Annotated in this window: 19 protein-coding genes; 13 read left to right on the top strand and 6 right to left on the bottom strand. The window is 38.3% G+C overall.

Features of this window, described 5'->3' with window-relative positions; translation table 11 throughout:
* The first annotated feature begins 2 nt into the window (after window positions 1-2).
* The 13 genes from ACSC9N_RS16695 (at window position 3) to galE (ending at window position 16,572) form a co-directional block, all read left to right on the top strand.
* A complete protein-coding gene (locus tag ACSC9N_RS16695; protein ID WP_395474936.1) occupies window positions 3-1,067 on the top strand; it encodes a glycosyltransferase family 4 protein in 1,065 nt (354 codons plus the stop codon).
* Complete coding sequence (locus tag ACSC9N_RS16690) at window positions 1,067-2,062, top strand: glycosyltransferase (RefSeq protein WP_395474935.1); 996 nt, start codon at window positions 1,067-1,069, stop codon at window positions 2,060-2,062. The genes ACSC9N_RS16695 and ACSC9N_RS16690 overlap by 1 nt, the downstream gene beginning before the upstream one ends.
* Window positions 2,063-2,072: 10 nt before the next feature.
* Entirely contained in the window at window positions 2,073-4,211 is a 2,139-nt protein-coding gene (locus ACSC9N_RS16685; protein ID WP_395474934.1) for a bi-domain-containing oxidoreductase, read from the top strand.
* Window positions 4,208-6,022 carry a heparinase II/III domain-containing protein gene (locus ACSC9N_RS16680; protein WP_395474933.1) on the top strand — a complete coding sequence of 605 codons (1,815 nt, stop codon included), beginning with the start codon at window positions 4,208-4,210 and terminating at the stop codon, window positions 6,020-6,022. The genes ACSC9N_RS16685 and ACSC9N_RS16680 overlap by 4 nt, the downstream gene beginning before the upstream one ends.
* A complete protein-coding gene (locus ACSC9N_RS16675) occupies window positions 6,019-7,230 on the top strand; it encodes a glycosyltransferase family 4 protein (RefSeq protein ID WP_395474932.1) in 1,212 nt (403 codons plus the stop codon). Before ACSC9N_RS16680 ends, ACSC9N_RS16675 begins: the two co-directional genes overlap by 4 nt.
* Window position 7,231: 1 nt before the next feature.
* Window positions 7,232-7,843 (top strand): sugar transferase, encoded by a 612-nt coding sequence (locus ACSC9N_RS16670; RefSeq protein ID WP_395474931.1) that lies wholly within the window; start codon window positions 7,232-7,234, stop codon window positions 7,841-7,843.
* Window positions 7,836-8,495, top strand: a complete 660-nt coding sequence (locus tag ACSC9N_RS16665) for an acetyltransferase (protein WP_395474930.1) — start codon at window positions 7,836-7,838, stop codon at window positions 8,493-8,495. The genes ACSC9N_RS16670 and ACSC9N_RS16665 overlap by 8 nt, the downstream gene beginning before the upstream one ends.
* 33 nt (window positions 8,496-8,528) lie before the next feature.
* A complete protein-coding gene (locus ACSC9N_RS16660) occupies window positions 8,529-9,698 on the top strand; it encodes a DegT/DnrJ/EryC1/StrS family aminotransferase (RefSeq protein WP_395474929.1) in 1,170 nt (389 codons plus the stop codon).
* A gap of 129 nt (window positions 9,699-9,827) precedes the next feature.
* On the top strand, window positions 9,828-11,702 hold the full coding sequence (locus ACSC9N_RS16655) for a polysaccharide biosynthesis protein (RefSeq protein WP_395474928.1): 1,875 nt from the start codon (window positions 9,828-9,830) through the stop codon (window positions 11,700-11,702).
* Window positions 11,703-11,741: 39 nt separating this feature from the next.
* Window positions 11,742-12,614: a UTP--glucose-1-phosphate uridylyltransferase GalU gene (gene galU, locus ACSC9N_RS16650; RefSeq protein WP_218289158.1), complete on the top strand. Its 873-nt coding sequence runs from the start codon at window positions 11,742-11,744 to the stop codon at window positions 12,612-12,614.
* A 19-nt stretch (window positions 12,615-12,633) separates the two neighbouring features.
* On the top strand, window positions 12,634-13,890 hold the full coding sequence (locus tag ACSC9N_RS16645) for a UDP binding domain-containing protein (protein ID WP_395474926.1): 1,257 nt from the start codon (window positions 12,634-12,636) through the stop codon (window positions 13,888-13,890).
* Window positions 13,887-15,560 carry a glucose-6-phosphate isomerase gene (gene pgi, locus ACSC9N_RS16640; protein WP_395474925.1) on the top strand — a complete coding sequence of 558 codons (1,674 nt, stop codon included), beginning with the start codon at window positions 13,887-13,889 and terminating at the stop codon, window positions 15,558-15,560. Before ACSC9N_RS16645 ends, pgi begins: the two co-directional genes overlap by 4 nt.
* The gene (gene galE / locus ACSC9N_RS16635) at window positions 15,553-16,572 is read left to right on the top strand and encodes a UDP-glucose 4-epimerase GalE (RefSeq protein ID WP_291389331.1); all 1,020 of its coding nucleotides are present in this window, start codon (window positions 15,553-15,555) and stop codon (window positions 16,570-16,572) included. The genes pgi and galE overlap by 8 nt, the downstream gene beginning before the upstream one ends.
* A gap of 72 nt (window positions 16,573-16,644) precedes the next feature.
* Here the strand turns inward: galE and ACSC9N_RS16630 are convergent, their stop codons facing one another.
* The 6 genes from ACSC9N_RS16630 to ACSC9N_RS16605 form a co-directional block, all read right to left on the bottom strand.
* Window positions 16,645-18,015, bottom strand: a complete 1,371-nt coding sequence (locus ACSC9N_RS16630) for a phosphomannomutase CpsG (protein WP_178895899.1) — start codon at window positions 18,013-18,015, stop codon at window positions 16,645-16,647.
* Between the two features lie 715 nt (window positions 18,016-18,730).
* Window positions 18,731-20,317: a Tn7-like element transposition protein TnsE gene (locus ACSC9N_RS16625; RefSeq protein ID WP_395474924.1), complete on the bottom strand. Its 1,587-nt coding sequence runs from the start codon at window positions 20,315-20,317 to the stop codon at window positions 18,731-18,733.
* A complete protein-coding gene (locus ACSC9N_RS16620) occupies window positions 20,307-21,839 on the bottom strand; it encodes a TnsD family Tn7-like transposition protein (protein WP_114836451.1) in 1,533 nt (510 codons plus the stop codon). The genes ACSC9N_RS16625 and ACSC9N_RS16620 overlap by 11 nt, the downstream gene beginning before the upstream one ends.
* A gap of 15 nt (window positions 21,840-21,854) precedes the next feature.
* Window positions 21,855-23,507 (bottom strand): ATP-binding protein, encoded by a 1,653-nt coding sequence (locus ACSC9N_RS16615; RefSeq protein ID WP_178928360.1) that lies wholly within the window; start codon window positions 23,505-23,507, stop codon window positions 21,855-21,857.
* Window positions 23,504-25,594, bottom strand: coding sequence for an integrase catalytic domain-containing protein (locus tag ACSC9N_RS16610; RefSeq protein WP_178895903.1), 2,091 nt, complete (start codon window positions 25,592-25,594; stop codon window positions 23,504-23,506). Before ACSC9N_RS16610 ends, ACSC9N_RS16615 begins: the two co-directional genes overlap by 4 nt.
* Window positions 25,578-26,387 carry a TnsA endonuclease N-terminal domain-containing protein gene (locus tag ACSC9N_RS16605; RefSeq protein ID WP_171355043.1) on the bottom strand — a complete coding sequence of 270 codons (810 nt, stop codon included), beginning with the start codon at window positions 26,385-26,387 and terminating at the stop codon, window positions 25,578-25,580. Before ACSC9N_RS16605 ends, ACSC9N_RS16610 begins: the two co-directional genes overlap by 17 nt.
* Window positions 26,388-26,468 lie beyond the last annotated feature (81 nt).

Below are 26,468 nucleotides of genomic sequence, written 5' to 3'. Positions count from 1 at the left end.
TTATGATTATTAACTTCTGGCAAAATGTACTTAGTATCCATCAGCTTCCCTTCTTAGAAGAGCTTTGTATTAATCAAAATATTAAAGTAAATCTTATTGTATGTGATATTAATAATAATGAACGTAAGAAAATGGGGTGGGATGCTGAAATTTCTTCTCCAGTAAATTTAAAATATATTGGTGATATTAATATATTGGATTACGTTACTAACTCTGATGCTAATGTCTTTAGTGGTTTTTTTGCTTATAAGGATTTAAATAAAGCCTTCTCTCTTTGTAGAAATAAAAATAAGAAAATTTTTATTTATTCTGAAGGAAAAGATGATGTCGGGTTTCGAGGGTCCTTAAGATTATTCAAAGACTTTTTACTTTGGAAATTTAATTCAAATCCTAAAATTAAATTTTTAGCCATAGGTGACAAAGGTAGAAATTGGTTCTTGAAAGTTGGCGTTCCAAGTGACCAAATAATAAAATTTGGTTATTTTACAAAAGAAAGTTCTAGAAAGTTTATGGTAGAAAAGTCATTTAATGGAAAAATGATTTTTGTTGGTAGATTGCTTCCATCAAAGGGAATTATGGAACTGTTGGAATCTTTTAAAGATTATAGATTAAAAGATTTTACTTTAGATATTTATGGGAATGGTGCTTTAGAGTGTGAGATTAATTCATTTATAAATAGTAATGACTTAATAGATCGAGTGAGACGATTTGATTTTGTTACAAACAAAATTATGAGAGAAAAGTTATATGAGTATGATGTTTTAGTACTACCCAATGTTGGTGATGAAGGTTGGGGGGCCGTCATAAATGAGGCATTGCAATCAGGTTTGAAAGTTATATGCTCAACAAAAACAGGAGCATCTTGTTTAATTGTTTCTTCTGGTGCCGGTGTTATTCTGACGGAAGTAAATAATGATAGTTTAGTTGATGCAGTATTGGAAGTTAAATCTTTGAATAAGAGTCGTCAAGAGATCTTTGATTGGTCAAGCAAAAATATAAGCCCCAAAGTTGCGGCAGATAAATTTATTTCAATCATTAATGGTATAGATAATAGGTTTGAATGGTAATGAAGAAAATTATTGTTAATGCTTCTGGTGCAAAGGTAGGTGGAGCTAGAACAATTGTAGAAACTTTTATTCAATGGGTCGAGCTGAATGATTTTAGTAATAAATATATTTTTATTGTAGGATTTGATATTGAAAGTGAATCTGAGAATATTGAGATTATTAAACTAAAAACAAATGGATTATTCTCAGTTTTTTTTGCAGTTTTTGGTATTCTCTATTATTCTATTATCTATAGAACAAATATTATTTTTTCATTTATGAACTTAAATGTTTGTTTTCCATTTTTTAATAGAATAACTTATTTTCATCAGGCAAAATTTTTCGAAGAGAAAAATTTTAGATTTATGGTTTATAGGTTTTTTTTATTACTTCAGGCTAGAAGTGTATTCATTTGTCAAAATGAAATTATAAAAAGTAATCTTGAAAAATTCTTTGATTTTAGTGTGAAGAAAAAAGTTGTTGATTTGTGGCCTGGAATAAAGATTCCTCGTGAAAGAGTTGAACCTGAATGGTATAAGGATTTTTATGATTCTAAAAATATAATCGCTTTATGTCCCTATACTGACGTCAGAATGTCACACAAGGGATTTGAAGATGTTTACAAGGCTTATGATTTTTTTAAAAATAACAATATAAGAGTGCTTGTAACTTCTGATAAGTATGGTTATTCAAATAATGATGTTTTTTATTTTTGTGGGAATTGTAGTTACTCTGAACTACATTTTTTATATAGTCAATCAAATCTAATAATTTTTAATTCTTTATTTGAAACAGTAGGACTCCCAATTTTTGAAGCTCAATATTATGGTCTACCCGTGGTCTTAAGTAATGTAGATTACGTGAGAAACCTCTGTAATAAATTTAATGATTTAAATTTCATCGTATTAGAGTCTAAAGAGATCAGGTTTAATTTGGAGAAGGTAAAAAATATAAAAATTCCTTCGAATCATACCTGCTTTACAGGTGAATGGGATCAAATACAGGCATTTTTCTAAGGTATATTTTATGAAACAAATTCTTCAAGATATGGCGAATGGTGGTACCACTGTAACCGAGGCTCCAGTACCACAATGTTCAAAAGGTCATTTACTGATTTCCACAACGACTTCGCTTATTTCTGCGGGTACAGAGCGGATGTTAGTGGGGTTTGGTAAAGCTTCTTTAATTGATAAAGCACGCCAGCAACCTGAAAAAGTCAAAATGGTACTGGAAAAAGTACAGACAGATGGCCTGTTAACCACGTATGACGCTGTAAAGTCTAAGCTGGCTCAACCCCTTGCATTAGGTTATTGCAATGTGGGTATCGTGCATGAAGTAGGTGCAAATGTAGATGATTTCCAAGTTGGCGATCGTGTTGTGTCAAATGGTCCCCATGCTGATATGGTGAAAGTACCTAAAAACCTTTGTGCAAAAATTCCAGATAATGTCAGTGATGAAACTGCTTCTTTTGCTGTCGTCGCAAGTATTGGCTTGCAAGGTATCCGTCTTGCTCAACCAACTTTGGGCGAAAGCTTTGTCGTGACTGGTGCGGGTCTTATTGGTCTACTCACCATTCAGATGCTAAGAGCAAATGGCTGTCGCGTTCTCGCTATTGATTTCGACCAAAGTAAATTAGATTTGGCAAAACAATTTGGTGCAGAGATCTGTAATCCTGGTAAAGGTGAAGATCCAGTTGCTGTGGGTCTAGCATTTAGTCGTGGTGCGGGTGTAGATGGTGTCATTATTACCGCTTCAACCAAGGTCAGTGATCCTGTTATTCAAGCAGCACGCATGAGTCGAAAACGCGGTCGCATTATTTTAGTTGGTGTAACTGGCTTAGAGTTAAATCGTGCCGATTTTTATGAAAAAGAACTCAGTTTTCAAGTTTCTTGTTCTTATGGTCCAGGTCGTTATGATACCGAATATGAAGACAAGGGTAATGACTATCCACTTGGCTTTGTTCGTTGGACAGAACAACGTAACTTTGTTGCCGTTTTGGATATGATGGCTGCAGGTACTTTAAATGTAGAGCCGTTGATCACGCAACGATTTGAATTTGAAGATGCACCTAAAGCGTATGATGCATTGACGGAAGACAAATCTGGTTTGGGTTTATTGCTTAAATATAACTCTCCAGTCGAAACTCGTTTAGAAAAACGAGTGGTTTTACGCCCAATTTCTATTGAGCCAAAAAATGCTGTCGTAGGTTTTATTGGTGCGGGTAACTATGCTTCTCGTATCTTGATTCCTGCTTTCAAAAAAGCATCTTCTCAATTACACACCATCGTAACCTCTGGCGGCATTAATGGGGTTATTCATGGAGAAAAAACAGGATTTGCCGAAGCTTCGACAGATCTGGATGGTTTATTAAATAATAAAGATATTAATACCGTCGCGATTGCGACCCGCCATAATAGCCATGCATACTTTGTAGAAAGAGTTTTATCGGCAGGTAAGAATGTTTTTGTTGAAAAGCCATTGGCTCTGACTGTCGAAGAAATTGAAAAAATTGAAACGGTCTACAATCAAAATATCCAGAATAATCAATATGCACGAGTCATGGTGGGCTTCAATCGTCGTTTCTCACCACAAGTGCAAAAAATGAAAACTTTGCTGGATACAGTAAAAGAGCCGAAGAGTTTTATCATGACCATGAATGCAGGTGCGATACCGGCGGATCATTGGACACAAGATAATGCAGTTGGTGGTGGGCGTATCATTGGAGAAGCATGTCACTTTATCGACTTGATGCGCTTCCTAGCAGGTTCAAAAATTGTTTCTATTCAGGCTCGACGTATGGGCGAAACTGATGCAGTACAGGTTCTAGAAGATAAGGCTTCAATTACGCTTGGTTTTGAAGATGGTTCATTTGGCACCATTTTCTACTTAGCAAATGGCGCTTCAAGCTTCCCTAAAGAGCGTGTAGAAGTCTTTACAGCAGGTCGAGTACTACAATTAGATAATTTCAGAAAGCTAAAAGCATTTGGCTGGCCTGGATTTAACAAGATGAATCTGTGGCGTCAAGATAAAGGTCAAGATGCTTGTGCTGCGGTCTTTGTAGACAGTATTCGAGATGGAAAAGAAGCACCAATTCCTGCTGATGAAATTTTTGAAGTTGCTAGAGTGACTATTCAGGTGGCTGAAATTTTAAGAGCACAAACATGAGTTTACTTATGAAAGGTCAAACAGCGCTTGCATTAGGGCTGTTTAATTTGTTCAGAGTGTTTAAATATCGTGTGGGCGTAAAAACAGGTTTAAACCCTGTACAAAAGCTGTCTGCACAATTGCCAGCGGGTTGCTTCTTTAGTCAGAGTGCACCCACTGGCACAATGAATGTGCCCGTAAACTCAACGTTAACAGCCTTTGGATACCTCAAGTATCCAGTGGCTGGACAGCTGCCGAATTGGTTCTATAGCCCTTTAACCCAACATACCTTTCAAAATACAGAGAAGGCGTGGTATCAAATTCCAGATTTTGATGGAAATGTTGGTGATATTAAAGGCATTTGGGAGGCTTCTCGTTTTGACTGGCTAATAGACCTTGTGCTACACGAGCGTCAAGTGAGAGATGGGCAAGCACTGGTTCAGCTTGATTTATGGTTGAATGATTGGTGTGAGAAGAACCCTGCTTATTTTGGGCCGAATTGGAAATGTGGGCAGGAAGCATCCATCCGTGTCATGCATATCATTACTGCACTCATCGGTTTAGAGCAAGAGCAGCATCCACATGACAATGTCTGTGCACTTATCGAGGCACATTTAAAGCGTATTGAACCTACAATTGATTATGCCATTGCTCAGGATAATAATCATGGGACCTCTGAGGCAGCTGCATTGTATATTGGTGGGGCTGTTCTAAATCTTTGGAAACCTAAGCCTCAATATCAGCAATGGCAGGCATTGGGTGAGAAATGGTTGCTGAACCGTGCAAGCAAGCTCATTATGCAAGATGGCGGTTTTAGTCAATATTCGATTAATTACCATCGCGTGATGCTGGATTCTTATTGCTTAGCTGAAATCGTCCGCCAAAAATTCGAATTGAAGCCTTTTTCAGGACAACTATACCGTCAATTGCAGAAAGCGACAGACTGGTTATATGTATTAACCCAAGCTGATGGGGATGTCCCTAATTTAGGTGCCAATGATGGTGCGCGACTGATTCCTATAAGCCAAACGGATTATCGTGATTTTAGACCAACAGTTCAGTTGGCAAGTACCTTATTCCATCAACATAGTTATTATTCAGAACCAGATTCATATGATGAAAGTCTAACGTTCTTTCAAATACAAAAATTGAAGCAACAAAACTTTGAGCTGCCTTCGCGAAATCAATTTTTTAATGAAAGCGGGTTAATCACGTCTCAAACTCATAATTTCTTTATTGCACTCAAATTGCCGAAATTCAAATTTCGTCCAAGTCAATGTGATGCGTTACATCTAGATGTGTGGTTTAAAGGACAAAACCTTTTACGCGATGGCGGAACTTATAGTTATAATTCCACCGTAGAAGATTTAAATTACTTTTCTGGCGTTGCCAGTCACAATACCGTTGAGTTTGATCAACATCAACAAATGCCGCGTTTAAGTCGCTTTTTATTTGGTGCATGGCTGACACCAAAAGAATTAGTGTATAGCGCTAATGAATTTGGTTGTGGTTATCAAGATCATTGGGGTTGTACCCACCACCGTAAAATTTCATTAACAGATAATGCAATTAAAATAGCAGATAATATCTCTGGTTTTAAGCAACAGGCGATCTTACGTTGGCGTTTACAGCCAGATCATTGGGCTCTTGAGAACAATGTTCTAAGCAATGGTAAAGTGGAGATTATTTTAGAGGCTGAGCATCCGATCACCCTTCGTTGGAGTGAGGGAGAGGAGTCTAGGTACTACTATCAAAAGAGCAAAGTGCCTGTTCTAGAAGTGATTGCTACACAAGCGACTACAATTTTTACTGTAATTAAAGATTTAACATGAAAATTTTATATTTCCATCAGCATTTTTCAACACCTAAAGGGTCAGCAGGAATCCGTTCCTACGCTATGGCTCAATCGCTCATTCGTAATGGTCATCAAGTGACGATGGTTTGTGGTTCTTTTGGTGCAGGTCAAACGGGTTTAACCCAGCCTTTTAATAAAGGAATGCGCCGTGGTATGGTCGATGGCATCGATATCATAGAATTTGAACTGCCTTATTCAAATACGCTTTCTTTTCTCAAGCGTATTTTAATTTTTTTAAGTTTTGCTTTCAAATCGATCAAGGTTGCTTTGACTGAACAATACGATGTTGTATTTGCGACAACAACGCCATTAACTGCTGGTATTCCAGGTATTTTTGCCAAGTGGTTTCGACGTAAACCATTCGTTTTTGAGGTTCGGGATTTATGGCCAGAGCTTCCTAAAGCGATGGGTGTGATCAAAAATCCAGTGGTTTTATGGATGATGTCTGTGCTTGAGTGGACCTCTTATCATTCAGCTGATCGTTTAGTGGGATTGTCTCCAGGTATTGTGGACGGCATTATTAAACGAGGGATTGCCCCTGAAAAAGTAGCCTCTATTCCAAATGGTTGTGATTTAGATATTTTTGCATCTGAACATCAAGCATGGCGACCTGAGGGCGTTCAACCAACTGACCTCATGGCCATTTTTACTGGGACACATGGCTTGGCCAATAGTCTTAATGCCGTGCTAGACGCAGCAGTTGAATTGAAAAAACGTCAAAGAACGGACATTAAATTGGTTCTGGTTGGTGATGGCATGCAGAAAAAAGCATTGCTTGAACGAGCGGTCGAGCTTCAATTGGATAATGTGATTTTTCATAATCCCGTTAATAAAGCAAAGTTGGCAGGTCTTATGGCCAGTGCGGATATTGGGTTACAAATTTTAGCCAATGTCCCTGCCTTTTATTATGGAACCTCACCAAATAAATTTTTTGATTACATTTCAGCAGGCTTGCCCGTTTTAAATAATTATCCGGGTTGGTTAGCGGAGTTAATTACCAAAGAGCAATGTGGTTTTGCTGTACCCCCAGAGAATCCTCAAGCGTTTGCCGATGCCTTGGAACAAGCAGCGAATCAGCGCGAACGACTGATTGAAATGGGCAGAAATGGTCAGCAGGTTGCCAGAGAACAGTTTAATCGTTCTATTCTTTCGCAGAAGTTTTCTGATTGGGTCACAGGAGCGTAATATGCTTAAACGTTTACTGGATATCGTTATTGCTTCAATTGCTTTGGTATTGCTTTCACCTTTATATTTTTATGTAGCATATAAGGTAAAAAAGAACTTAGGCTCGCCAGTCTTATTCCGTCAGGTTCGTCCAGGTTTGCATGGTAAACCTTTTGAAATGATTAAATTTCGTACTATGAAAGATGCACTGGATGAACAAGGCAATCCATTACCAGATAGTGAGCGTTTAACACCTTTTGGCAAAATGTTACGTTCGACCAGTCTGGATGAAATGCCTGAGCTTTGGAATGTAATTAAAGGAGATATGAGTGTTGTAGGTCCACGTCCGTTACTGATGGAATATCTACCTTTATACAATAAAGAACAAGCCAAACGTCATGATGTACGTCCAGGTATGACTGGGCACGCACAGGTCAATGGGCGTAATGCAATTAGTTGGGAAGAAAAATTCAAATTAGACACATGGTATGTTGAAAACCAGTCCATCTGGCTCGACTTTAAAATCATGTTGAAGACTGTACAGAAAGTGATTGCTAAAGATGACATTAGTGCAGAAGGTGAAGCGACTATAACAAAGTTCACGGGCACTAAGCTGGGGCAGCATCATGACTGACGTGCTGTATGCAATTTATGGCGCATCGGGTTGTGGTCGTAGTTTAATGCCTGTGGCACGACAACAATTACAGCGTTTAGGTGTTTCGGCCGAAATCTATTTTATTGATGACAGTCTACAAGAACAGCAGATTGTAAATGGACATACTGCATTAAACTACCAGTCTTTTAAAAATTTAAATGCTGCTCAAAAGTTTGTATTGATTGCCATTGCAAATAGTCAAATTCGTGAAAAGCTTGCTAATCAGCTCGTCATGGATGGTCTTCAATTGTGGACTGTCCAAGCTGATAATGTGGTCATGATGGACAATATTGAAATTGATGAAGGTGCGGCATTAAGCCCTTTTGTTTCAATTACATCAAATATCAAAATCGGCAAATGTTTCCATGCCAATTTATACAGTTATGTCGAGCATGATTGTGTGATTGGTGACTACGTTACCTTTGCTCCAGGTGTTAAATGTAATGGCAATATTCATATAGAAGACCATGCCTATATCGGTACTGGCGCTGTGATCAAACAAGGCACACCAGATAGACCATTGGTAATTGGTAAAGGTGCAATCGTTGGTATGGGTGCAGTAGTGACCAAAAGTGTTCCCGCAGGTGTTACCGTCGTGGGTAATCCAGCCCGAATTTTAGAGAAAAAATAAAGATTTTTGTAAGAATTTAACTAGGAAATAAATATGTTAAACACTGCATTTGAACCATGGCCAAGCTTTACGCAAGAAGAAGCAGATGCTGTATCTAAAGTACTGCTGTCGAATAAGGTAAACTATTGGACGGGTCAAGAATGCCGTGAATTTGAAAAAGAATTCGCAACATTTGCAGGAACACAATATGCCGTGGCTTTAACCAACGGTACCGTTGCCCTAGATGTCGCTTTAAAAGCTCTGGGAATTGGAGTTGGTGATGACGTGATTGTCACTTCACGGACTTTCCTCGCTTCAGCAAGCTCGATTGTAACGGCTGGTGCTAATCCTATATTCGCAGATGTTGAATTGGATTCACAAAATATTTCGGCTCGGACTATTGAAGCTGTACTAACGCCAAATACTAAAGCGATTATTTGTGTCCATTTGGCAGGTTGGATGTGTGATATGGATCCAATCATGCAACTTGCAGCTGAGCGTGGTTTATATGTGATTGAAGATTGTGCACAAGCGCATGGCGCACAATATAAGGGGAAACCTGCGGGTTCTATTGGGCATATTGGTGCTTGGTCTTTCTGTCAGGATAAGATTATGACAACTGGTGGCGAGGGCGGCATGGTCACCACTAATGATGAAGCGTTATGGAAAAAAATGTGGTCTTATAAAGATCATGGCAAAAACTTCGACAGTATTTATAACAAGCAACACCCACCAGGATTTCGTTGGCTACATGACTCTTTTGGCACCAACTGGCGCATGATGGAAATGCAAGCAGTCATTGGGCGTATTCAATTGAAAAAAATGGCTGAATGGACTGAAATTCGTAATCATAATATGCAGCGCATTTATTCAGCATTTGAAAAGACCCCATATATAACCGTTTTTCAGCCTTCGAATGATTATGTACATGCCGCTTATAAGTGTTATGTTCAAGTAAATGTAGATCAATTACCGGAAGGGTGGTCTCGTGATCGTATTATGAATGAAATTGCTGAATTAGGTGTTCCTTGCTTTAGTGGTTCTTGTTCAGAAGTGTATTTAGAGCATGCTTTTGACAATACGCCTTGGCGTCCTGCTCAACGACTTCAGAACGCACAAAAACTAGGTGAAAGTAGTTTAATGTTTTTAGTTCATCCAACTTTGAGTGAAGATAGTATTAATCAAACTATTTCTGCTATTGAACAAGTACTTACTAGAATTTAAATGTTCTGATGTAAAGTGAATGTTTCGGTTTTGCATTCACTTTACATTTTTACATTTGTTTGTGGGTAGCAAATAACTTAAAAACACATTTAGTTTACTTATATAAATAGCATAGAGAAGACTCACCCTGTGAAATCAGTCATTCTGCCTTTGGTTACATCGCCACGATATGCCAAACAATTATTTTTAATCCTTTTGGATTTTTTAGTTTTTCCTGTCTTGATTTGGTTGAGCTACGCATTACGTGAATTTAACCTAGGGGCAGAAGTTGTTCCTAATATCTCATTCGGATCACTCTGGGTAAGTGTTTTAGCAATCACTATGTTATTGATTTGTGGAACATATCATTTTATTGTTCGTACATTCAATGAGGTGTTCTTTACACGCTTAGCGATTGCAACAGGGTTAACCGTCCTTGGACTTTTTGGACTGGCATATTGTACAGAGGCTTTTATTCCGACATCAATTCCTTTGATGTTTGGTTTCTTCATGTTTTCCTGGGTTTGGTTTAGCCGTGGTGCTATTCGATTTATTGTGCGGGCATGTTTGCAAACTGATATTCCAAAAAGAAAAATCGTGATCTATGGGGCTGGATATGCAGGCCAACAAATTGCGGCAATGTTGAGTCGTTCTGATGAGCATTTTCCTTTATTTTTTATTGATGATGAACAGTCGTTATCAGGGCAAATTATTGGTGGTTTAAAAGTTTATAATGCTGAACATGCGCTAAAACGTCTGGAAAGAGAAACAGTTGATGAAATTCTCATTGCTTTACCATCTGTAGGGCGTACGCGCAAAAGTGAAATAGTTCAATTTCTTGAACCTGCACATATTAAAATTACCGAAATTCCTGGCCTTACCAAGCTTGTAGATGGCGACATTAAAGTCTCAGACATCCGAGAAGTAGACATTATTGATTTACTTGGGCGTGATCCTGTTCCGCCGATCCCCGAGTTATTGGCCAAAAATATTCAACATAAAGTAGTGATGGTCACAGGGGCAGGTGGTTCTATTGGTTCAGAACTTTGTCGACAAATTATAAAGAATAACCCACAGAAATTGGTTATTTATGAGCTTACTGAATTTGCACTGTATAGTATTGATAAAGAGTTACGTCTTAAGTCACAAGTAGAAATTATTCCGATTTTAGGGACAGTTCTCGACGAAGCTAAACTTGAGCGTGTAATTGAGCAGTATAATGTACAAACTGTATACCATGCAGCGGCTTATAAGCATGTTCCATTGGTCGAGTGTAATCCAATTGCAGGACTCAAAAATAACTCTATTGGTACAGCCTTTAGTGTGAATGCTGCGATTAAAAAAGGTGTAGAGACTTTTGTACTGATTTCAACAGACAAGGCTGTGCGTCCGACCAATGTAATGGGAGCGTCTAAGCGAATGGCTGAGCTGTACTGTCAAGCGATGGCAGAAGCACAGCAGCAAACTCAAATTAGTATTGTTCGTTTTGGGAATGTATTAGGTTCTTCAGGTTCCGTTGTTCCTCTGTTCAAACAGCAGATAGCAAAAGGTGGCCCAATTACAGTGACACACCCTGAAGTGACGCGTTATTTTATGACGATTCCTGAAGCATCACAGTTAGTCATTCAGGCTGGTGCTCTAGGTGCTGGCGGAGATGTATTCTTACTGGACATGGGAGAGCCTGTTCGTATTCAAGATTTGGCCCGTCAGATGATCGCGTTGAGTGGCTTAAAAATGCGTGAAGAAGGGTCGGATATTGGCGACATTGCCATTGAATACTCTGGATTACGTCCAGGTGAAAAGTTATATGAAGAGTTGCTAATTGATCATGAAGATACACAGTTAACTGAGCATAGTCGAATCTTACGTTCATTTGAAAAGCATTTCTCTTTAGATGAATTATTGCCGATTTTCGAACGCATTTATGGCTTAACTGCAATTGATCAAGACATTGACTGGGCACTTACTCAGTTAGAACATTATGTTGATGGCTATCACCGAAGTCGAGAAGTTAAGGTAAACTAAGCTTTAATGATTTAATGAACGCAAATGTCTGGATCTGTGATGACAATTAAAAAAGCCATTCTTCCTGTTGCGGGTCTAGGAACCCGTTTTTTACCTGCAAGTAAGTCCATTCCGAAAGAGATGGTGACAGTCGTTGACCGCCCAGCGATTGAGTACGTTGTGAAAGAAGCTGTCGCGGCGGGTATTGAGCAGATCATTTTAGTCACGCATTCATCTAAAGCATCGATTGAAAACTATTTTGATCGTAACTTTGAGCTTGAAACAACGCTCGAGCAGAAGCAAAAATTTGATTTACTCAAAGAGATTAAGGATATTCTGCCCGCACATGTCAGCGTAGTCAGTGTGCGCCAGCCGCAACCCTTAGGACTTGGACATGCAGTTTTATGTGCAAAGTCGATTGTGGGAAATGATGATTTTGCTGTGCTGTTACCTGATGTTCTAGTTAAAGATGCTGATCTAACTAATGATTTGAGCTTAATGATTCAGCGTTTCAATGAAACACATGCTTCACAAATTATGGTTGAAGCGGTGCCTGACCATTTGGTTGATCAGTATGGTATTGTTGATGTAGCTTCTGTACCCAATGAAGGTCAAAGTATAGTGATGCAAGGTATTGTTGAAAAACCAGCAGTGGGTTCAGCACCGTCTAATTTATCTGTGGTCGGACGCTATATTTTGCCCGCTGAGATTATGCAACTTTTGGAACAAACACCGAAAGGTGCGGGTAACGAAATTCAATTAACCGATGCAATTGCCATGCTACAACAGACCAATACTGTTGAAGCCTATCGTATGAAAGGTCAAACTTTTGATTGTGGTAGTAAACTGGGTTATTTAAAAGCTGTTTTGCATTATGGGGTTGATCACCCGACGTTGGGTGAGGCATTTAAAGCGCTTATCCAAGAGCTTTAATGATCAGCGGGAAACTCTTATGAAAGTTGCAGTATTTGGACAAACCCTGTATTCAGGTGTTATGGCGGCATTGCTAGCTGAATGTGGACATCAGGTCTTTTGGTGCGATATCTTAAAAAGGTCGGCTTCAGAGCAAGCCTATACCCAAGATGATGCTGTGATCAATCTACTCCATAAGCAAGAAAAAAGTGGATTTCTGCAATACTGCAATTTTAATGCGATTCCTCTCGATATCGATGCTTACTTTTTTAGTCTGAGTCCGACAGAAGAATCGCAAGGCATTGAAATTTTAAAAGAACTCAAACAGCGCCCTATTATTCATCCTAAATTGATGATCAATGCCTCGACTTTAGGGTTACACGGCACTGAAAAATTTGAAAAAATCTTAACGGATGATGATTGGGTATATTTGCCTGACGTGATCCAAGAGGGTAACGCTTTGCAAAGTTTACTACAGGCTAAACAGTTGACTGTAGGTTGCTCAAGCGAAACAAGCCAAATTAAAATTCGAGAGTTACTTCGTCCCTTATTTCCAAGAGAACAACAATATTTGTTTATGCCTGTTTTAGATGCTGAGTTTACTAAACTCAGTGTTTCAGGCATGTTGGCAACCCGCATCAGCTATATTAACGATTTAGCCGTGGTGGCTGAGAAGCTAGGCATTGATATTGAGCATGTACGTCAAGGCTTGGCAGCAGATAGCAGAATTGGTGCGTCATATCTTTATCCGGGAGCTGGCTTTGGTGGTGAAAATTTCTCTCATGATGTCTTAACATTGGCAAATACTGTTTCAGGTACTGGGGCAAAGAGCCAATTATTGGCACAAGTTTGGGATATCAATGAGCAGCAAAAAGAAATTCTCTTTCGTAAATTATGGAATTATTATCATGGGGATTTAGCGGGTAAGGTGATTGCGATTTGGGGTGCATCATTTAAAGAAAACACGTCTCGCATTCAGCAGTCTCCAATTCATGCCATGTTAAAAGCGCTTTGGGCACAAAATATGGTGGTCAAATTGCATGATCCTCAGGCACTGGCAGAAATTGAAAAACATTATGGGCATCGAGAAGATTTGATTTACTGTACCAATCAATATGAGGCCGTTGAGGGAGCACATGCTTTGTGCTTATTAACCGCTTGGAAGCAGTACTGGAGCCCTAATTACCCAGAATTACTCAAAAAAATGCAGCACCCACTGATTTTAGATGGTCGAAATATTTATGATCCATGTTATGTCAAAGCCCAAGGCTTTGCCTATCAGGGAGTCGGGCGATGAAGAATCAAAATAAACCGTATCCCGTCGAAGATATTAATACAGCCATTGCCCGACTGCAGGGCTTGAAAGCTCATTTTGAACAGCATCATCTGAATGATCTTTTTGCAGATGATTCGACTCGTTTTGAGCAGCTCTCTGTCGTATTAGAGCCGATTATTTTTGATTTTAGTAAACATCGTATTGATCGAACCGTAGTTGATTCTTTAGTACAGTGGGCGCAGGCACGAGATTTAACCAATCGGATTAAAACCTTATTTTCAAGTACAGCGATTAACTATACTGAACACCGTTCAGCCATGCATTGGGCGTTACGTTTACCAAAATGCGATCAACAGCATCAAGCTATTGCCGATCAGGTTCATGAACAACTGCAAAAAATGTATGCATTGGTCAACAAAATTCACGAGGGCCAATACCGGGGTGCGACGGGTGAAGTGATTCAAGATGTGGTGAATATTGGTGTGGGGGGATCTGACCTAGGACCACTGATGGTCAGCCATGCATTATCTGACTTTAAAAAATCGACACAAAAGCCTTTAAATCTGCATTTTGTTTCAACCATAGATGGCAGTCAGCTTTCAGAACTTCTGCATAAACTGCGTCCAGAAACAACCTTGTTTATTATCTCGTCAAAGTCATTTGGTACGATTGATACCCTCTCCAATGCGCAAACGGTACGTCTGTGGCTTGAAAAAGCATTAGGTCAAGAGGCTCAAACCTTAAAGCACCATTTTATTGGTGTCTCGACCAAGCCTGAAAAAATGACTGCTTGGGGGATCGCGCCAGAGAATCAATTTTTATTGTGGGATTGGGTGGGTGGTCGTTATTCTTTATGGTCGTGTATTGGACTTCCAATTGCTTTAACTATTGGAGTGAATGGATTTAAGCAGTTTTTAGCGGGTGCTTATGCCATTGACCAGCATTTTCAACATGCTCCTTTTGAGCAGAATATTCCTGTCTTGATGGGGCTTTTAGGCGCTTGGAATAATAATTTCTTAGACATTCAAACCCATGCTGTTTTACCGTATGACGGTCGCCTCAAGTACTTTGCATCCTATCTACAGCAGCTTGAGATGGAATCGAATGGTAAGTCGATCCAACGCAATGGTGAAAAAGTTGAATGGGATACCTGTCCGATTGTATGGGGCGAGGTGGGACCGAATGCGCAACATGCATTTTATCAACTGTTGCATCAAGGGACACATTCGGTGAGTTGTGACTTCATTGCACCAATACAACGTTATAACGCAAATCAGTTTACCTATGTGGATAATGCTGAGGCATTAATTGAACAACATCATTTGGCACTTTCCAATTGTTTAGCACAGTCACGTTTATTAGCGTTTGGCAATCAAGCACTAGATCAGAGCGAATTAGCCTCTTTGCCTGAATATAAAAAATATGATGGAAATCAACCAAGCACAACAATTTTAATGCAGGAGCTGAATCCTTATAGCTTAGGTATGCTCATCGCGATGTATGAACATAAAGTATTTGTACAATCGGTGCTGTGGAATATTAACCCTTTCGATCAATGGGGTGTTGAAAAGGGCAAGGAAATTGCCAACCAGTTATTGCCCATTTTAAATCGTCAACAACAAGATCTATCGGCATTAGATGTTTCGACTCAGGGTTTGTTAAAAATTTTATTAGGAAAATTAGATGGCTAATATTTTAGTGACTGGTGGGGCAGGTTATATCGGTTCACATACCTGTGTTGAACTCCTTGAAGCTGGACATGATGTGATTGTTTTAGATAATCTCTCAAATAGCTCGGAAGAGTCATTAAAACGTGTTCAGGAGTTAACTGGAAAAACGCTTAAGTTTATTCAGGGCGATATACGTAATCAAAGTGATTTAGATCAAATTTTCTCTCTGTATGCTATTGATGCTGTGATTCATTTTGCAGGGTTAAAAGCGGTAGGTGAAAGCCAGCAAATACCACTGACTTACTTTGATAATAATATTTCAGGATCAATACAGCTGGTTCAAGCAATGGAACGTGCCAATGTATTTAATTTGGTATTTAGTTCTTCAGCAACAGTCTATGATGAAGGGAATATTTCTCCTTTGGATGAATTAATGCCAACAGGTATGCCATCCAATAATTATGGTTATACCAAGCTGATTGTTGAACAATTATTAGAAAAGCTTTCTATTGCTGATGGGCGTTGGTCAATCGCACTTTTACGTTATTTCAATCCAGTTGGTGCGCATAAAAGTGGTCGTATTGGCGAAGACCCACAAGGTATTCCAAATAATTTGATGCCTTATGTGACGCAAGTTGCGGTTGGTCGTCGTGAAAAACTTTCAATTTATGGCGATGATTACGATACGGTTGATGGTACTGGTGTTCGTGATTATATCCACGTTGTAGATTTGGCAAATGCGCATTTATGTGCATTGAATAATCGTTTGGCAGCTAAAGGTTGTAGAGCTTGGAATGTGGGAACCGGTAATGGTTCGTCTGTTCTGGAAGTGAAGAATACTTTTGAGCGAGTGAACGGCATTGCTGTTGCTTATGAAATTGCACCACGCCGCTCAGGTGATGTGGCAACATCTTTTGCGAATAATGCTCGAGCGGTGAGTGAACTGGGATGGAAACCAAAATATAAACTAGAAGATATGTTGGCAGACAGTTGGAATTGGCAAAAGCAGAATCCCACAGGCTACAAAGCATAATTTTCTATAATATTTTTCCGCACAATAAAATAGGCACTTAAGGTGCCTATTTTTATATTTAAAACCGAGAAATTAATTTTGAATCAACCGAGTCAATTCATCAACATAGTCTTGCATCGGCTTTGGATGTTGGTCTAAACGAGTTTCAATATTTAAACGTAACAGGGGCTCTGTGTTTGAAGCACGTACGTTAAAGCGCCAAGCACCAAAATCTAAACTTACGCCATCTGTGTGGTCAATACTTGGATTTTGATCTGCGAAATGGTCAAAAAGCTTTTGAATCGTGATTTGAGTATCTGCCACTTTAAAATTGATTTCCCCAGAGCAAGGGAATTTAGTGATCATCTCTTCAACCAATGAGGACAATGATTGTCCAGTTTCAGACAGTACGGAAACAACCAACAACCATGGAATCATTCCACTATCGCAATAAGAAAAATCGCGGAAATAATGGTGTGCAGACATTTCACCGCCATAAACAGCATTGTGCTCACGCATTTTGTCTTTAATAAAGGAATGTCCTGATTTAGACTGAACAGGGATACCTTGATATTTCTCTACGACATCAAAGGTGTTCCAAATTAGACGTGGGTCATGGACAATTTTTTCGCCTGATTGTTTGAGTAAGAAGGCTTGTGCTAAAAGGCCAACAATATAATAACCTTCAATGAACTGTCCTTTTTCATCAAACAGGAAACAGCGGTCGAAGTCACCATCCCATGCAATACCCATATCCGCACCATACTGAATGACCGCCTCACGGGTGCTATTACGGTTCTCAACCAGAATTGGATTCGGAATACCATTTGGGAAGTTACCATCCGCTTCATGGTGAATCTTGATAAATTCAACCGGAATGTTTACAGCTTTAAATTTGTCTTCAATTGCATCAATCACATGCCCTGCAGCACCGTTTCCGGCATTGACGACCAGTTTTAATGGGCGAATTTTTTTCGGGTCGATATAGGTCATTAGATGATCGACAAATTCAGGCACGATATTATATTTTTTGCTTGTGCCTTTTTCTGCAACCTCATTAAAAGTACCCGTTTCAGCCAGCGCTTGAATTTGTTTTAAACCTGTATCGGCACTGATCGGGCGGGCATTTTCACGCACCAGTTTCATGCCGTTGTAATCCATTGGATTATGACTGGCAGTGACTTCAATACCGCCTTGAACGTCCAGGTGGAATGCTCCAAAATAAACTTCTTCCGTACCGGTCATGCCTAAATCCAAGACATTCACACCTGCATCATTTAAACCGCAAATAGTGGCCTGTTTCAGGCCCTCACTGCTGAGACGAATATCACAACCGATTACTACTGTTTTAGGTTGATAGATCTGTCCATAAGCCCGGCCAATTTTGTAGGCAATGTCTTCATTTAATTCTTCACCTAATTTTCCACGAATATCGTAGGCTTTAAAGCATGTGAGTTTGGTCATGTGATCTCTCGAGATTCCTGAAAATAATTTTCAACTTTAAGGTATTTAAACATATGGTAAGCATTTGCTGAACCTCACTTTTCCTTCTATATTTGGTTCTAGATAAATCCTGTCGCTTGATGTGTTTGAACAATAAAGTTTTAAACTTATGATTTAATAAAATCAATGAGTTAAAGAATTAGATCATTAAGAATTTTACATTAAAGTCTTAAACTAAGTTCAAGGTTTTAATTCTTTTTTAGACAATAAAGTTGTAAACTAAAGAAGACCAAAGCACCCTTCATGTGGATTTTTTGTGAAAACAGTCAATGATATTTGGCGTTGAACATTTAATAGTGGATGTTGGTTCTCAATAATAATCTGGCTATTAGTTCTATGATGTTTTATAAGGTAAACATAAAACATCTCCTTAAGATTTGAACAACTAAGAGCAATATCATTCTCACTTTCAGGCTCATAATAAGCTAATAAAGGCGCAAGCAAAAGAGCTCTTTCCAAAACCATTTGGAACAACAAGTAAACTAGGCCTTATTAGGTAAGATCTCAGGTTCAAAAGTTCGATTAGATATACCTTTGACATTTTCTAGTTGAATTTTTTAAAGCTACAATTACACTCGTTTGATTTCCAGTAAATCTAATTATCAAAAATTATACAGTAAAATCAATAAATAACACATTTCATCTATGTCCGGAGATAATTTTGGTTATAGTTAGACTAAGAATGTAGATGCTTATAAATGCGATTTGCCCATCTTTCTAAATCTTCAATAGCGACTTTTTGACCCTCATCAATACGTGGATGATTAAATCTGACGTGTTGAATTGCTATTTTTTTGATAAAGCTATTCGGCCAATTAAGGGTTTTTTGAACTACAAATTTACGAATTTTTTTATAATCTTCTTCCCAACAGTTCAGATCTTTTAGCTTTAATAATTGGGTTGAAAGACGAGTCGCATTATCAGATGTATCAACCTCTAGTAAAATGAAGTGCTGGCCTTGATGAAGAAAATGCACTTCAGCAATACAGCGTGGTTTATCATCAATCTTTAGATGTTTGGTAAATCCTTCTACTTCAGGCAAAACCTTTAAAGTTAGTGTGTATTGAATTCCGTACTTTTCCTCAAGTTTATAAAGCATCTGTATAAAAGCTGAGAAACGGTCTAGATATAAATGAGCATCATTGGTTTGATCCTTTGCACCCTCAAAATCACCAGCTTTAACTGAACCACCTATCACTGGTTCATCTGCATTAACATCGCCGATCAATTCATCAATATACTCTTGGGCATCATCAACGATAACAGCATTTTTTGAGCCAGTTTTATCTGCAACTTTCCCAGTTTCAAATGGATCATCAAAATCAAGTAAAGTGGTTGGACCATCTACAATAGTAGGCTTATTGCTAGGCGTTGCTTCTTCCTCATCATTGAGTTTGGGTTCTGCATGATTCGGTTTCGGTGGTATGGTACTGGTATTACCCGATTTTTTTGCTGCTTTAGAAAATTTATCATTATGAAAATAAACTGGTTTATTAATATGGGTAGAGAGCCCAGAAAAGCCAATGATTTCATCAATCTTAAATGTATTGGTTAAACTGTCGTAATAACCATGTGCCTCGATGTTTACGTCTGTTAAATTTGGAGGAATGAAACTAAAGTTCCATGTTCTTACCTTATTATTAATGCTTTCAAAGGCTTGACACTGTTGAGCGATGCTTTCATATGAAGCTCTTATATTTTTATTTAGAAGTAGATATGCAATGAATCGACGAAACCCAGGTTTATTAAAATGAGAAAGTGCAAGTGAACGTTCACATGATGGAAGAACATTAATTAGGTAATGATCAGTCTTGTTCTGAATATCAAAGTCGTCTTCCAGCACGTTCAACTCAAGCGCAGATCGAGTGAGGTAAGCATTCCGGAAGAACAAAGCTCTTGCTAACTCAAGCTGTGGCAATTGAATATGGACCTGCTTGACAGTTTGTGCTTCATTTGAAAAGGTTGCCAGAGCATCAAACCCGAAAAACTGAAATTTTGATTTAGACTGGGCAAAAGACATCCACTCTGCTGGTAAAGGACATCTAAATTTTAGGTGAAATCCAGACTTTCGATGCTCATTTTTGGTGGAGTTGATAATTCGACGTTTGGCCAGCAAATGCATGTGGGAAAATGAGGTGTTATATTTTGCTTTAGACTCTTGGGTCTCTCCCCACAGATTAATAAACCAGGGTTTATCATCATATTTAAATAGTTGTCCTATGCCTGTAATCAATGTATCTAAAGGAAAGCTTTTAATATGCATAAATCTTCTTCTCACAAATCATATTTAGGAAAATTTGGGCTTCTTGCGTAATCCTTTCTTTACTTAATCCTGCAAGTCGCAAAATCCGCCATTTATCTTTAGTACTGGATTCTGTATAACCAAGCCTGATCATAGCATGGGTAATTCTCCGTATTTGATAAGCAATTGTATCTTCAGAATAAGTTGAAAGAAATTTGGAGCTTAAAGGTAGTTGGTGCAAATTTTTGGAAATGGAATTTCCTTTGGATAATTGATGGAGAAACCAACTCTTTGACATTCTCGGACAAGCTAAGTCATCATTTGAAAGGTATAAAACTTTAAATAATTCTTTGGTTATTGAAAAATCACGTATGGACCAATTTATTTTATTTTTTCTAATTGGGGGGCATGATATATGTTTTGAATTAAATGCCAATAGCCAATTTCGATCATTTCTATAAAGCCACATATAAATTGCTGAACCTGGTTTAATGTTACGGCCAGTTTTTACACCATGCAGTAGTACTATATCTTGCCACTTCTGTCGTATCTCTTCTTTTTTTATAGAGGGGGCATCATCAGCAAAAATAGGTCCTTTTACAAAATATAGATTTGCTGGAATCGAGCTGACATATTGCAGAATGTCTTTAGGTGCCATCTCAGGTATAAACGAGGACCATACAATACAATGTTCTAAAAAACTAAAGGTTTTACGATGCTTTCTAAAAATAGTTTTGAGCCAAGAAGAATCTTGATCAGGATCAATACCTAAATTTTTAGAATCAAGATAATCGCATGTAAATTTCTTAATCACTTGCTCATAAGTTTGCTCATGACAAACATGATTCCCTCTACGAAAATTCTTTGCATCAGCCATTTCCAAATAGAATTTAGTCCATTTTTCGTGGCTTGGAGTTGGTTGAGGATCAAGTCGTAATAACTCTACAGCCATTTGCCCTAGTATGAAATCTTCCTTGTAATAGGGATGAGGAGTGTCCTGATTTTGATTGGGTAATAAGGGTAAGAAAAGATGTCGATGCTGTTGTTGAATATAATCCTGAGACAGAAGTGAACAATTATGTTTCAGGCATATTGAAAGGTTGGGTAGAAACCAGACCTTATTCCAGAAATACTCCCCATAAGTTTCTCGTTGTTGCTGTATACAGATTGGGCAGTAGTGGAGTTTGGTGTTGTTGGGGACTCGGGAAGCATTCAGACCAAGCATAAGATGAATAGATCCAGATGCCTGCTCAGCCATTAAAGCGATTGCTTTCTGTCGATGGGATTCCTGAACAAAGGGAGCATATAGGCCAAACATAGTGTGTTTATAAATTAGGTCTATTAAACTAAAATGACCAGTTTGCTGTAATAAATGTACGATAGCATTTAAATGACTAGGCAAATCTAACGTAGCAACGACTTTTCTATCTTTGAAGACCTCATCAAGTAGCTGTTTAGGACTTTGAATACCATGGTGTAATCCAGCACGGGCGATGGTACTGTAAATTAGTTCATCGGGGAGCGGTGTTGGAAAATTCCACATGATTCTTATCCCATGCTATGACAATAGGTCTGACATTTGCAGAATTAAACCGTGATGGTCTAATTGGGTATAAATATTTTCTGAGTTGGTTTGATTCATCGAAAAAATATGACGAAGATCTATATCCTCCAGCTCATTCCAGTGTTTTAAGCTAATCCGTTGGTTTTTCTTTTTGGTTACTGGAATTTGAGACGTTGTATTATCTATCTCCATTGTCTGAATAATATCAGCTAAGAGCTGTTGTCTGGATATTTGGGGTTTTAACGCTACAATTTGTTGAATGGCAAAGAGGATAGAGTCTGATGGAAACTCATCTTTTAGCATCAGATAGACACGTCGTTGATCATCATTACTCAACTGTTTTAAGGCTCGGTCTTCTTCAGATTCAACGGTAGTTGCGGAGATTTTCTGAATAAGATGAATAATTTTCTTATCCATATCGGGTACAGCCAAGTCAGAGAATTGAGCGATTCGCTCAGGTATTCCTGAACGTAATGCACTGAGCATAGGATGTACAAGTTTCAGTTCATCCTCATAAACACGTTTCAGTAGCTCTACAGTAATCGTTTCTGCTCCCGTTGCGAGAGCACGTAATTGAGCTAAAATAAAAATTTTCACTACAATATCGAGAATACCTTGGCTTAGATCAAACCAAGTATCACGAATCTCATCACTTAAAATAGGGTTTCTTTTCTGCAAGTATTGCAATTTCCAAAGCGTATTGGTAAATCCAATCCATTCAGGATTTTGACTAGTTTGATCAGGTAGGTATTGTGATATTGGGTTCCAAAAAATAGATCCTAAGCCAGCAGCACGTCGACTGGAACGTAGATCAAGATCAAAAATGTCTCTTGCTTTAGGTGTCCCCACAAAAAGTACAGGAATACCAATGGTATTGCTCATGGTGACAAAAAAGTTGAGCATTTTCTCTGAACCACCAGACTTTGCCCGACTCAAATGTTGAATTTCATCAATGACTAAGAGACCTAAAGCAAACATATTAGCTGTTTGAGCCATTAGTGCAAGCATGGTTTCTACGCCATGTCTTTTCATACCATACTTTTTCTCATAATTTGAACCGATGACTTTATCAATTGCTCGGAAAAAATTGAGACAAAGCTCTTTAAGCGATCCATCATGGGAGCAATCTATTTTTAAGTAGACGATCTGATGACGATTTAATGTAGGGTGAAAAATGACTTGAGGATATGTGTTTAGTATTCTTCGTAAAGATGTCGTTTTACCACTACCTGAACACCCAATGATGGCCATGCTATGAGCAGTTGATTCAGCTCCATCAAAGCGTTTGGCATCTAAGTCACCTTTTTGCAATCTTTCATAACCATTTTGTAGGTGCTGTTGCAACTTTCCTGTGTTTGGATTACGGCCGACATATCCTCCACGAATCATGAGAGAAATACGCTCACTCAGTAGCATATGCATTGCTAAAGGTTGGAAAAATGAGCCTGTAATCTGATGGATATTATGGGCTCGAATAACTCGTTTTTGCTTTAGATCGTCAAGGGTAGGCGTTACTTTTGAGATGAGATTTTTTGTATCTTCAAAAGGTTCCTGAATAGGAGGTAAAGCTTCGATGAACGGGTTATCTTTATAAGCCTGAACACCTGTATCCTGATATTCTGCATTTCTTATTATATCAATTGTCATGATTGATCATCCTCATCATCAAAAAGACCTGGAACGAACTGTGGGTAGCTTGACTCATCTTGTTTCGGCTTAAATGAAATAATTGTTCCCTGATTTTTAGGCTGCTTATCAGGTTTCAAGTAAGTATTAGAAAGTTTTTCATTTTCACGAGCAGAATTTTTATTCGATTTAATTTCAGATAAACGCTGGCGATTGGATACACCAGAGTTGGTCGCCATTTTTTTGGCTTCTGCAATGGTGTCACGAATAAATTGATCTAATTCTCTACGAGCAGTTTTACTATTATCTTTTTCAATTGCATGTAGATTTTTTTCTTGATCTTGTATTTCCCAGACTTGCCAAAATGACATACCTGTAAATTGACGACTTTTAGTTGATAAAGAACATTCCCAATAGATCGTACTATCATGTTTTGGGAATAAATATATCTTATCTACACAACTGGGATCGTAGGCAGCTTGGAGATCCTGTGGGCGAGTGACTTCTTTACTACGATGTAACCAGCCTTCTTTGAGTATCTCTGATCCAATGTAATACAGTCCCCATAAATTGACGCCAGAAGTGGAAATAGAAATTTTCTTACGAGGCAGTATCATGATCCGTAAAGTATCTGGATTTACAGTACGAAGATGGCCTGTACGGTTTTGAATTCCCCAGTTCCATATGTGTAATGGGATAGAGGGTAAGTCTGGTGGAAAATCTGCATCTCTGTCATAAGTATCCAATACATGATGCTGATTCCGATAAAGTATTGTCTTTAAAATCATCTTGGAAAAGGCAGAAATGGGTACAACCGCATCAAGACGGTAATCACTTTCGCCATGTTTTTGAATACGATTCCCTTTTACTACACCAGGGGCATAAGGTTTGAATTCTGCTTGTAATGTTCTAAAATAACGTTCAACAATACCTTTCGCATCCCCTCGATAAGCAGGTGCATTTTCAATACGTATATTATAACCATGGATTAAGCGCTCGACCTGATGGCTCATCATTTCACCACGATCAGCAAGAATGGTATCAGGCAAACCTATGGTCGGCCATTGTTCTGGCTGGATATCAATTCCAAGTAATTTGCACAAACTGACTTTATCACTGCAAGCATTGACAATTGCCTGCATGGCAACAACATATGATGGATTATGAAACCCAATATAGAATCCCACGACCATTCTGCTAAAAACGTCAACCACTACATATAGGATAGGACGACCTAGAATTCTGCTTCGATCATCATCAGCAACTAAATAGATATCGGCAATAGTTGCATCAATCTCATAACGACTACCAGGTCCAATTGTATTCGCTGTAGCAGTCCCACTTAATGGTCGTACATCTTTTTGAAAGTTTAGGACAGATGTTCTGGCCTCTATTCTTTGCGGAAGCTTGTATTCACGTTTGTAGAAATGATCAAACTGTCTACGTGTTGGAATATCTGCCTGTTTTATACATGGGTAATGTTGGACAAAAAGTTCTTCAAATTGTCGATGAGCAGATGTGATATTAATTTTCTTGTCATTTAATAATTCAGATTCAACTATTAACCTAAAGAGCCTTTCAATTTCTGGCGTAATTTTAATACCAGTTCCGTCACCAAATTTACGCTTTGCCCCTGACTTTTTAGAACCTACCAAGGTTCTTGGCTTACCTGGTGCACCAGCATTTCTATAATCTGGTAATAAAGCATTTGGAATTTGACCTCTTTGCCAATAGCGGCGTAGGTATTTGTATATTGTGGCTTTAGTTACAATATTTGTCTGTTCTACTAAACGAATCCGCTTAGCCCTAATCTCTTCATCAAAACAGCCTGTATCATATACAATTGGTTCAATAATTCGGTAAGCCTGATCACGTTTTTCAAAAGTGACTGAGTTTACAGGTGGCTCTAGAGACTTAAGATACTCAAAAGGGTCTGAACTTCTAAATAAGCGTTTTTCATCAATCCATTGTGAAAGTTGCTCTTCAAGAACTAAAGAGGGAACGCCTTTGGCTTCCTCCATATGAATCCATATGATTTCGCCAGATTGAAAGAATAAAACCCGATAGTGGCTTTCATCAAATTTAACGACCTCATTGATTTGCCACATAAGACACCTCTAAATCAAACACTAGGTCAGACCCTTTTAATTTATCGAATGGCTGTTGGATATCAAATTTAATTGAACGATTTGCTATAAGTGTTCTTAAATATTGTAGGGTCATTCCAGCCGTAGTTCTTTCCTGAATATCAACCTCTTTACAAAGTTTAATGATAGAAATCCCTGGCTTTTTTGAAAAATAATAGAAAATTGAATGTAGTTTATCCCAGATATCAGGATCTAAATGTTCTACAATAAAGGGACTTAACCATTCGAGATTTTTTCGGGCAGTTATAGGAATATTTTGTTCCGTCACAATACTCCACGGGATTTCTTTGAGTTTCCAGTAACGACGTTCAATTTCAAGTTTTTCAATTGTCCTTTCTTTTAATAGCTCTTTTAAAGGCTTTACCTGAATCGCAAACTGAGGCTTGTTCTTATCATTTGTATCAATCAGAAAATTGGAACTCATGACTTGTTCTGAGCCCTGTATGCTGGGATGTCTCAAACCATGCTCTAAACAGATTTCTCTTGTGTCATCTATATTTAAAGGAAATTGTTCCCGAATATCCTGAACAGAACTAGACCAATCTAAAATCAAAAAAACATACAGTTCTAAATTAGAAAGTAAATGATGAACTCTTTGAGTTTTATGAGAGTAAATACGATGAGAGACCCCACGAGAGGGTACATCCTGAATAGTCAGCCATGGTTGGTAATCTTTTCCCATACCTTGTCCACGACCATCTTTTATTCTTTTGCTAATTTGTTCTTGTGTGAAGAATCTCGGTGCTCTACTCATAGAAAAACCCAGCCTACTTTTTAATCAGTATAGCTGGGTTTATCCAGTTTACAACTTTAATGTATAGTTTAGAACTATATT

Source organism: Acinetobacter sp. PC34 (assembly GCF_051789135.1).
GTDB lineage: Bacteria > Pseudomonadota > Gammaproteobacteria > Pseudomonadales > Moraxellaceae > Acinetobacter > Acinetobacter johnsonii.
This window is presented reverse-complemented; position numbering and strand designations above follow the sequence as displayed.

What these genes read in the sequence shown, in the direction of transcription:
- ACSC9N_RS16625 (WP_395474924.1), bottom strand. Translation starts at nt 20,317, where the DNA reads ATGCATATTAAAAGCTTTCCTTTAGATACATTGATTACAGGCATAGGA.
- galU (WP_218289158.1), top strand. Translation starts at nt 11,742, where the DNA reads ATGACAATTAAAAAAGCCATTCTTCCTGTTGCGGGTCTAGGAACCCGT.
- ACSC9N_RS16680 (WP_395474933.1), top strand. Translation starts at nt 4,208, where the DNA reads ATGAGTTTACTTATGAAAGGTCAAACAGCGCTTGCATTAGGGCTGTTT.
- ACSC9N_RS16685 (WP_395474934.1), top strand. Translation starts at nt 2,073, where the DNA reads ATGAAACAAATTCTTCAAGATATGGCGAATGGTGGTACCACTGTAACC.
- ACSC9N_RS16615 (WP_178928360.1), bottom strand. Translation starts at nt 23,507, where the DNA reads ATGACAATTGATATAATAAGAAATGCAGAATATCAGGATACAGGTGTT.
- ACSC9N_RS16605 (WP_171355043.1), bottom strand. Translation starts at nt 26,387, where the DNA reads ATGAGTAGAGCACCGAGATTCTTCACACAAGAACAAATTAGCAAAAGA.
- ACSC9N_RS16695 (WP_395474936.1), top strand. Translation starts at nt 3, where the DNA reads ATGATTATTAACTTCTGGCAAAATGTACTTAGTATCCATCAGCTTCCC.
- ACSC9N_RS16610 (WP_178895903.1), bottom strand. Translation starts at nt 25,594, where the DNA reads ATGTGGCAAATCAATGAGGTCGTTAAATTTGATGAAAGCCACTATCGG.
- ACSC9N_RS16675 (WP_395474932.1), top strand. Translation starts at nt 6,019, where the DNA reads ATGAAAATTTTATATTTCCATCAGCATTTTTCAACACCTAAAGGGTCA.
- ACSC9N_RS16690 (WP_395474935.1), top strand. Translation starts at nt 1,067, where the DNA reads ATGAAGAAAATTATTGTTAATGCTTCTGGTGCAAAGGTAGGTGGAGCT.
- ACSC9N_RS16620 (WP_114836451.1), bottom strand. Translation starts at nt 21,839, where the DNA reads ATGTGGAATTTTCCAACACCGCTCCCCGATGAACTAATTTACAGTACC.
- ACSC9N_RS16660 (WP_395474929.1), top strand. Translation starts at nt 8,529, where the DNA reads ATGTTAAACACTGCATTTGAACCATGGCCAAGCTTTACGCAAGAAGAA.
- pgi (WP_395474925.1), top strand. Translation starts at nt 13,887, where the DNA reads ATGAAGAATCAAAATAAACCGTATCCCGTCGAAGATATTAATACAGCC.
- ACSC9N_RS16630 (WP_178895899.1), bottom strand. Translation starts at nt 18,015, where the DNA reads ATGACCAAACTCACATGCTTTAAAGCCTACGATATTCGTGGAAAATTA.
- ACSC9N_RS16645 (WP_395474926.1), top strand. Translation starts at nt 12,634, where the DNA reads ATGAAAGTTGCAGTATTTGGACAAACCCTGTATTCAGGTGTTATGGCG.
- ACSC9N_RS16670 (WP_395474931.1), top strand. Translation starts at nt 7,232, where the DNA reads ATGCTTAAACGTTTACTGGATATCGTTATTGCTTCAATTGCTTTGGTA.
- galE (WP_291389331.1), top strand. Translation starts at nt 15,553, where the DNA reads ATGGCTAATATTTTAGTGACTGGTGGGGCAGGTTATATCGGTTCACAT.
- ACSC9N_RS16665 (WP_395474930.1), top strand. Translation starts at nt 7,836, where the DNA reads ATGACTGACGTGCTGTATGCAATTTATGGCGCATCGGGTTGTGGTCGT.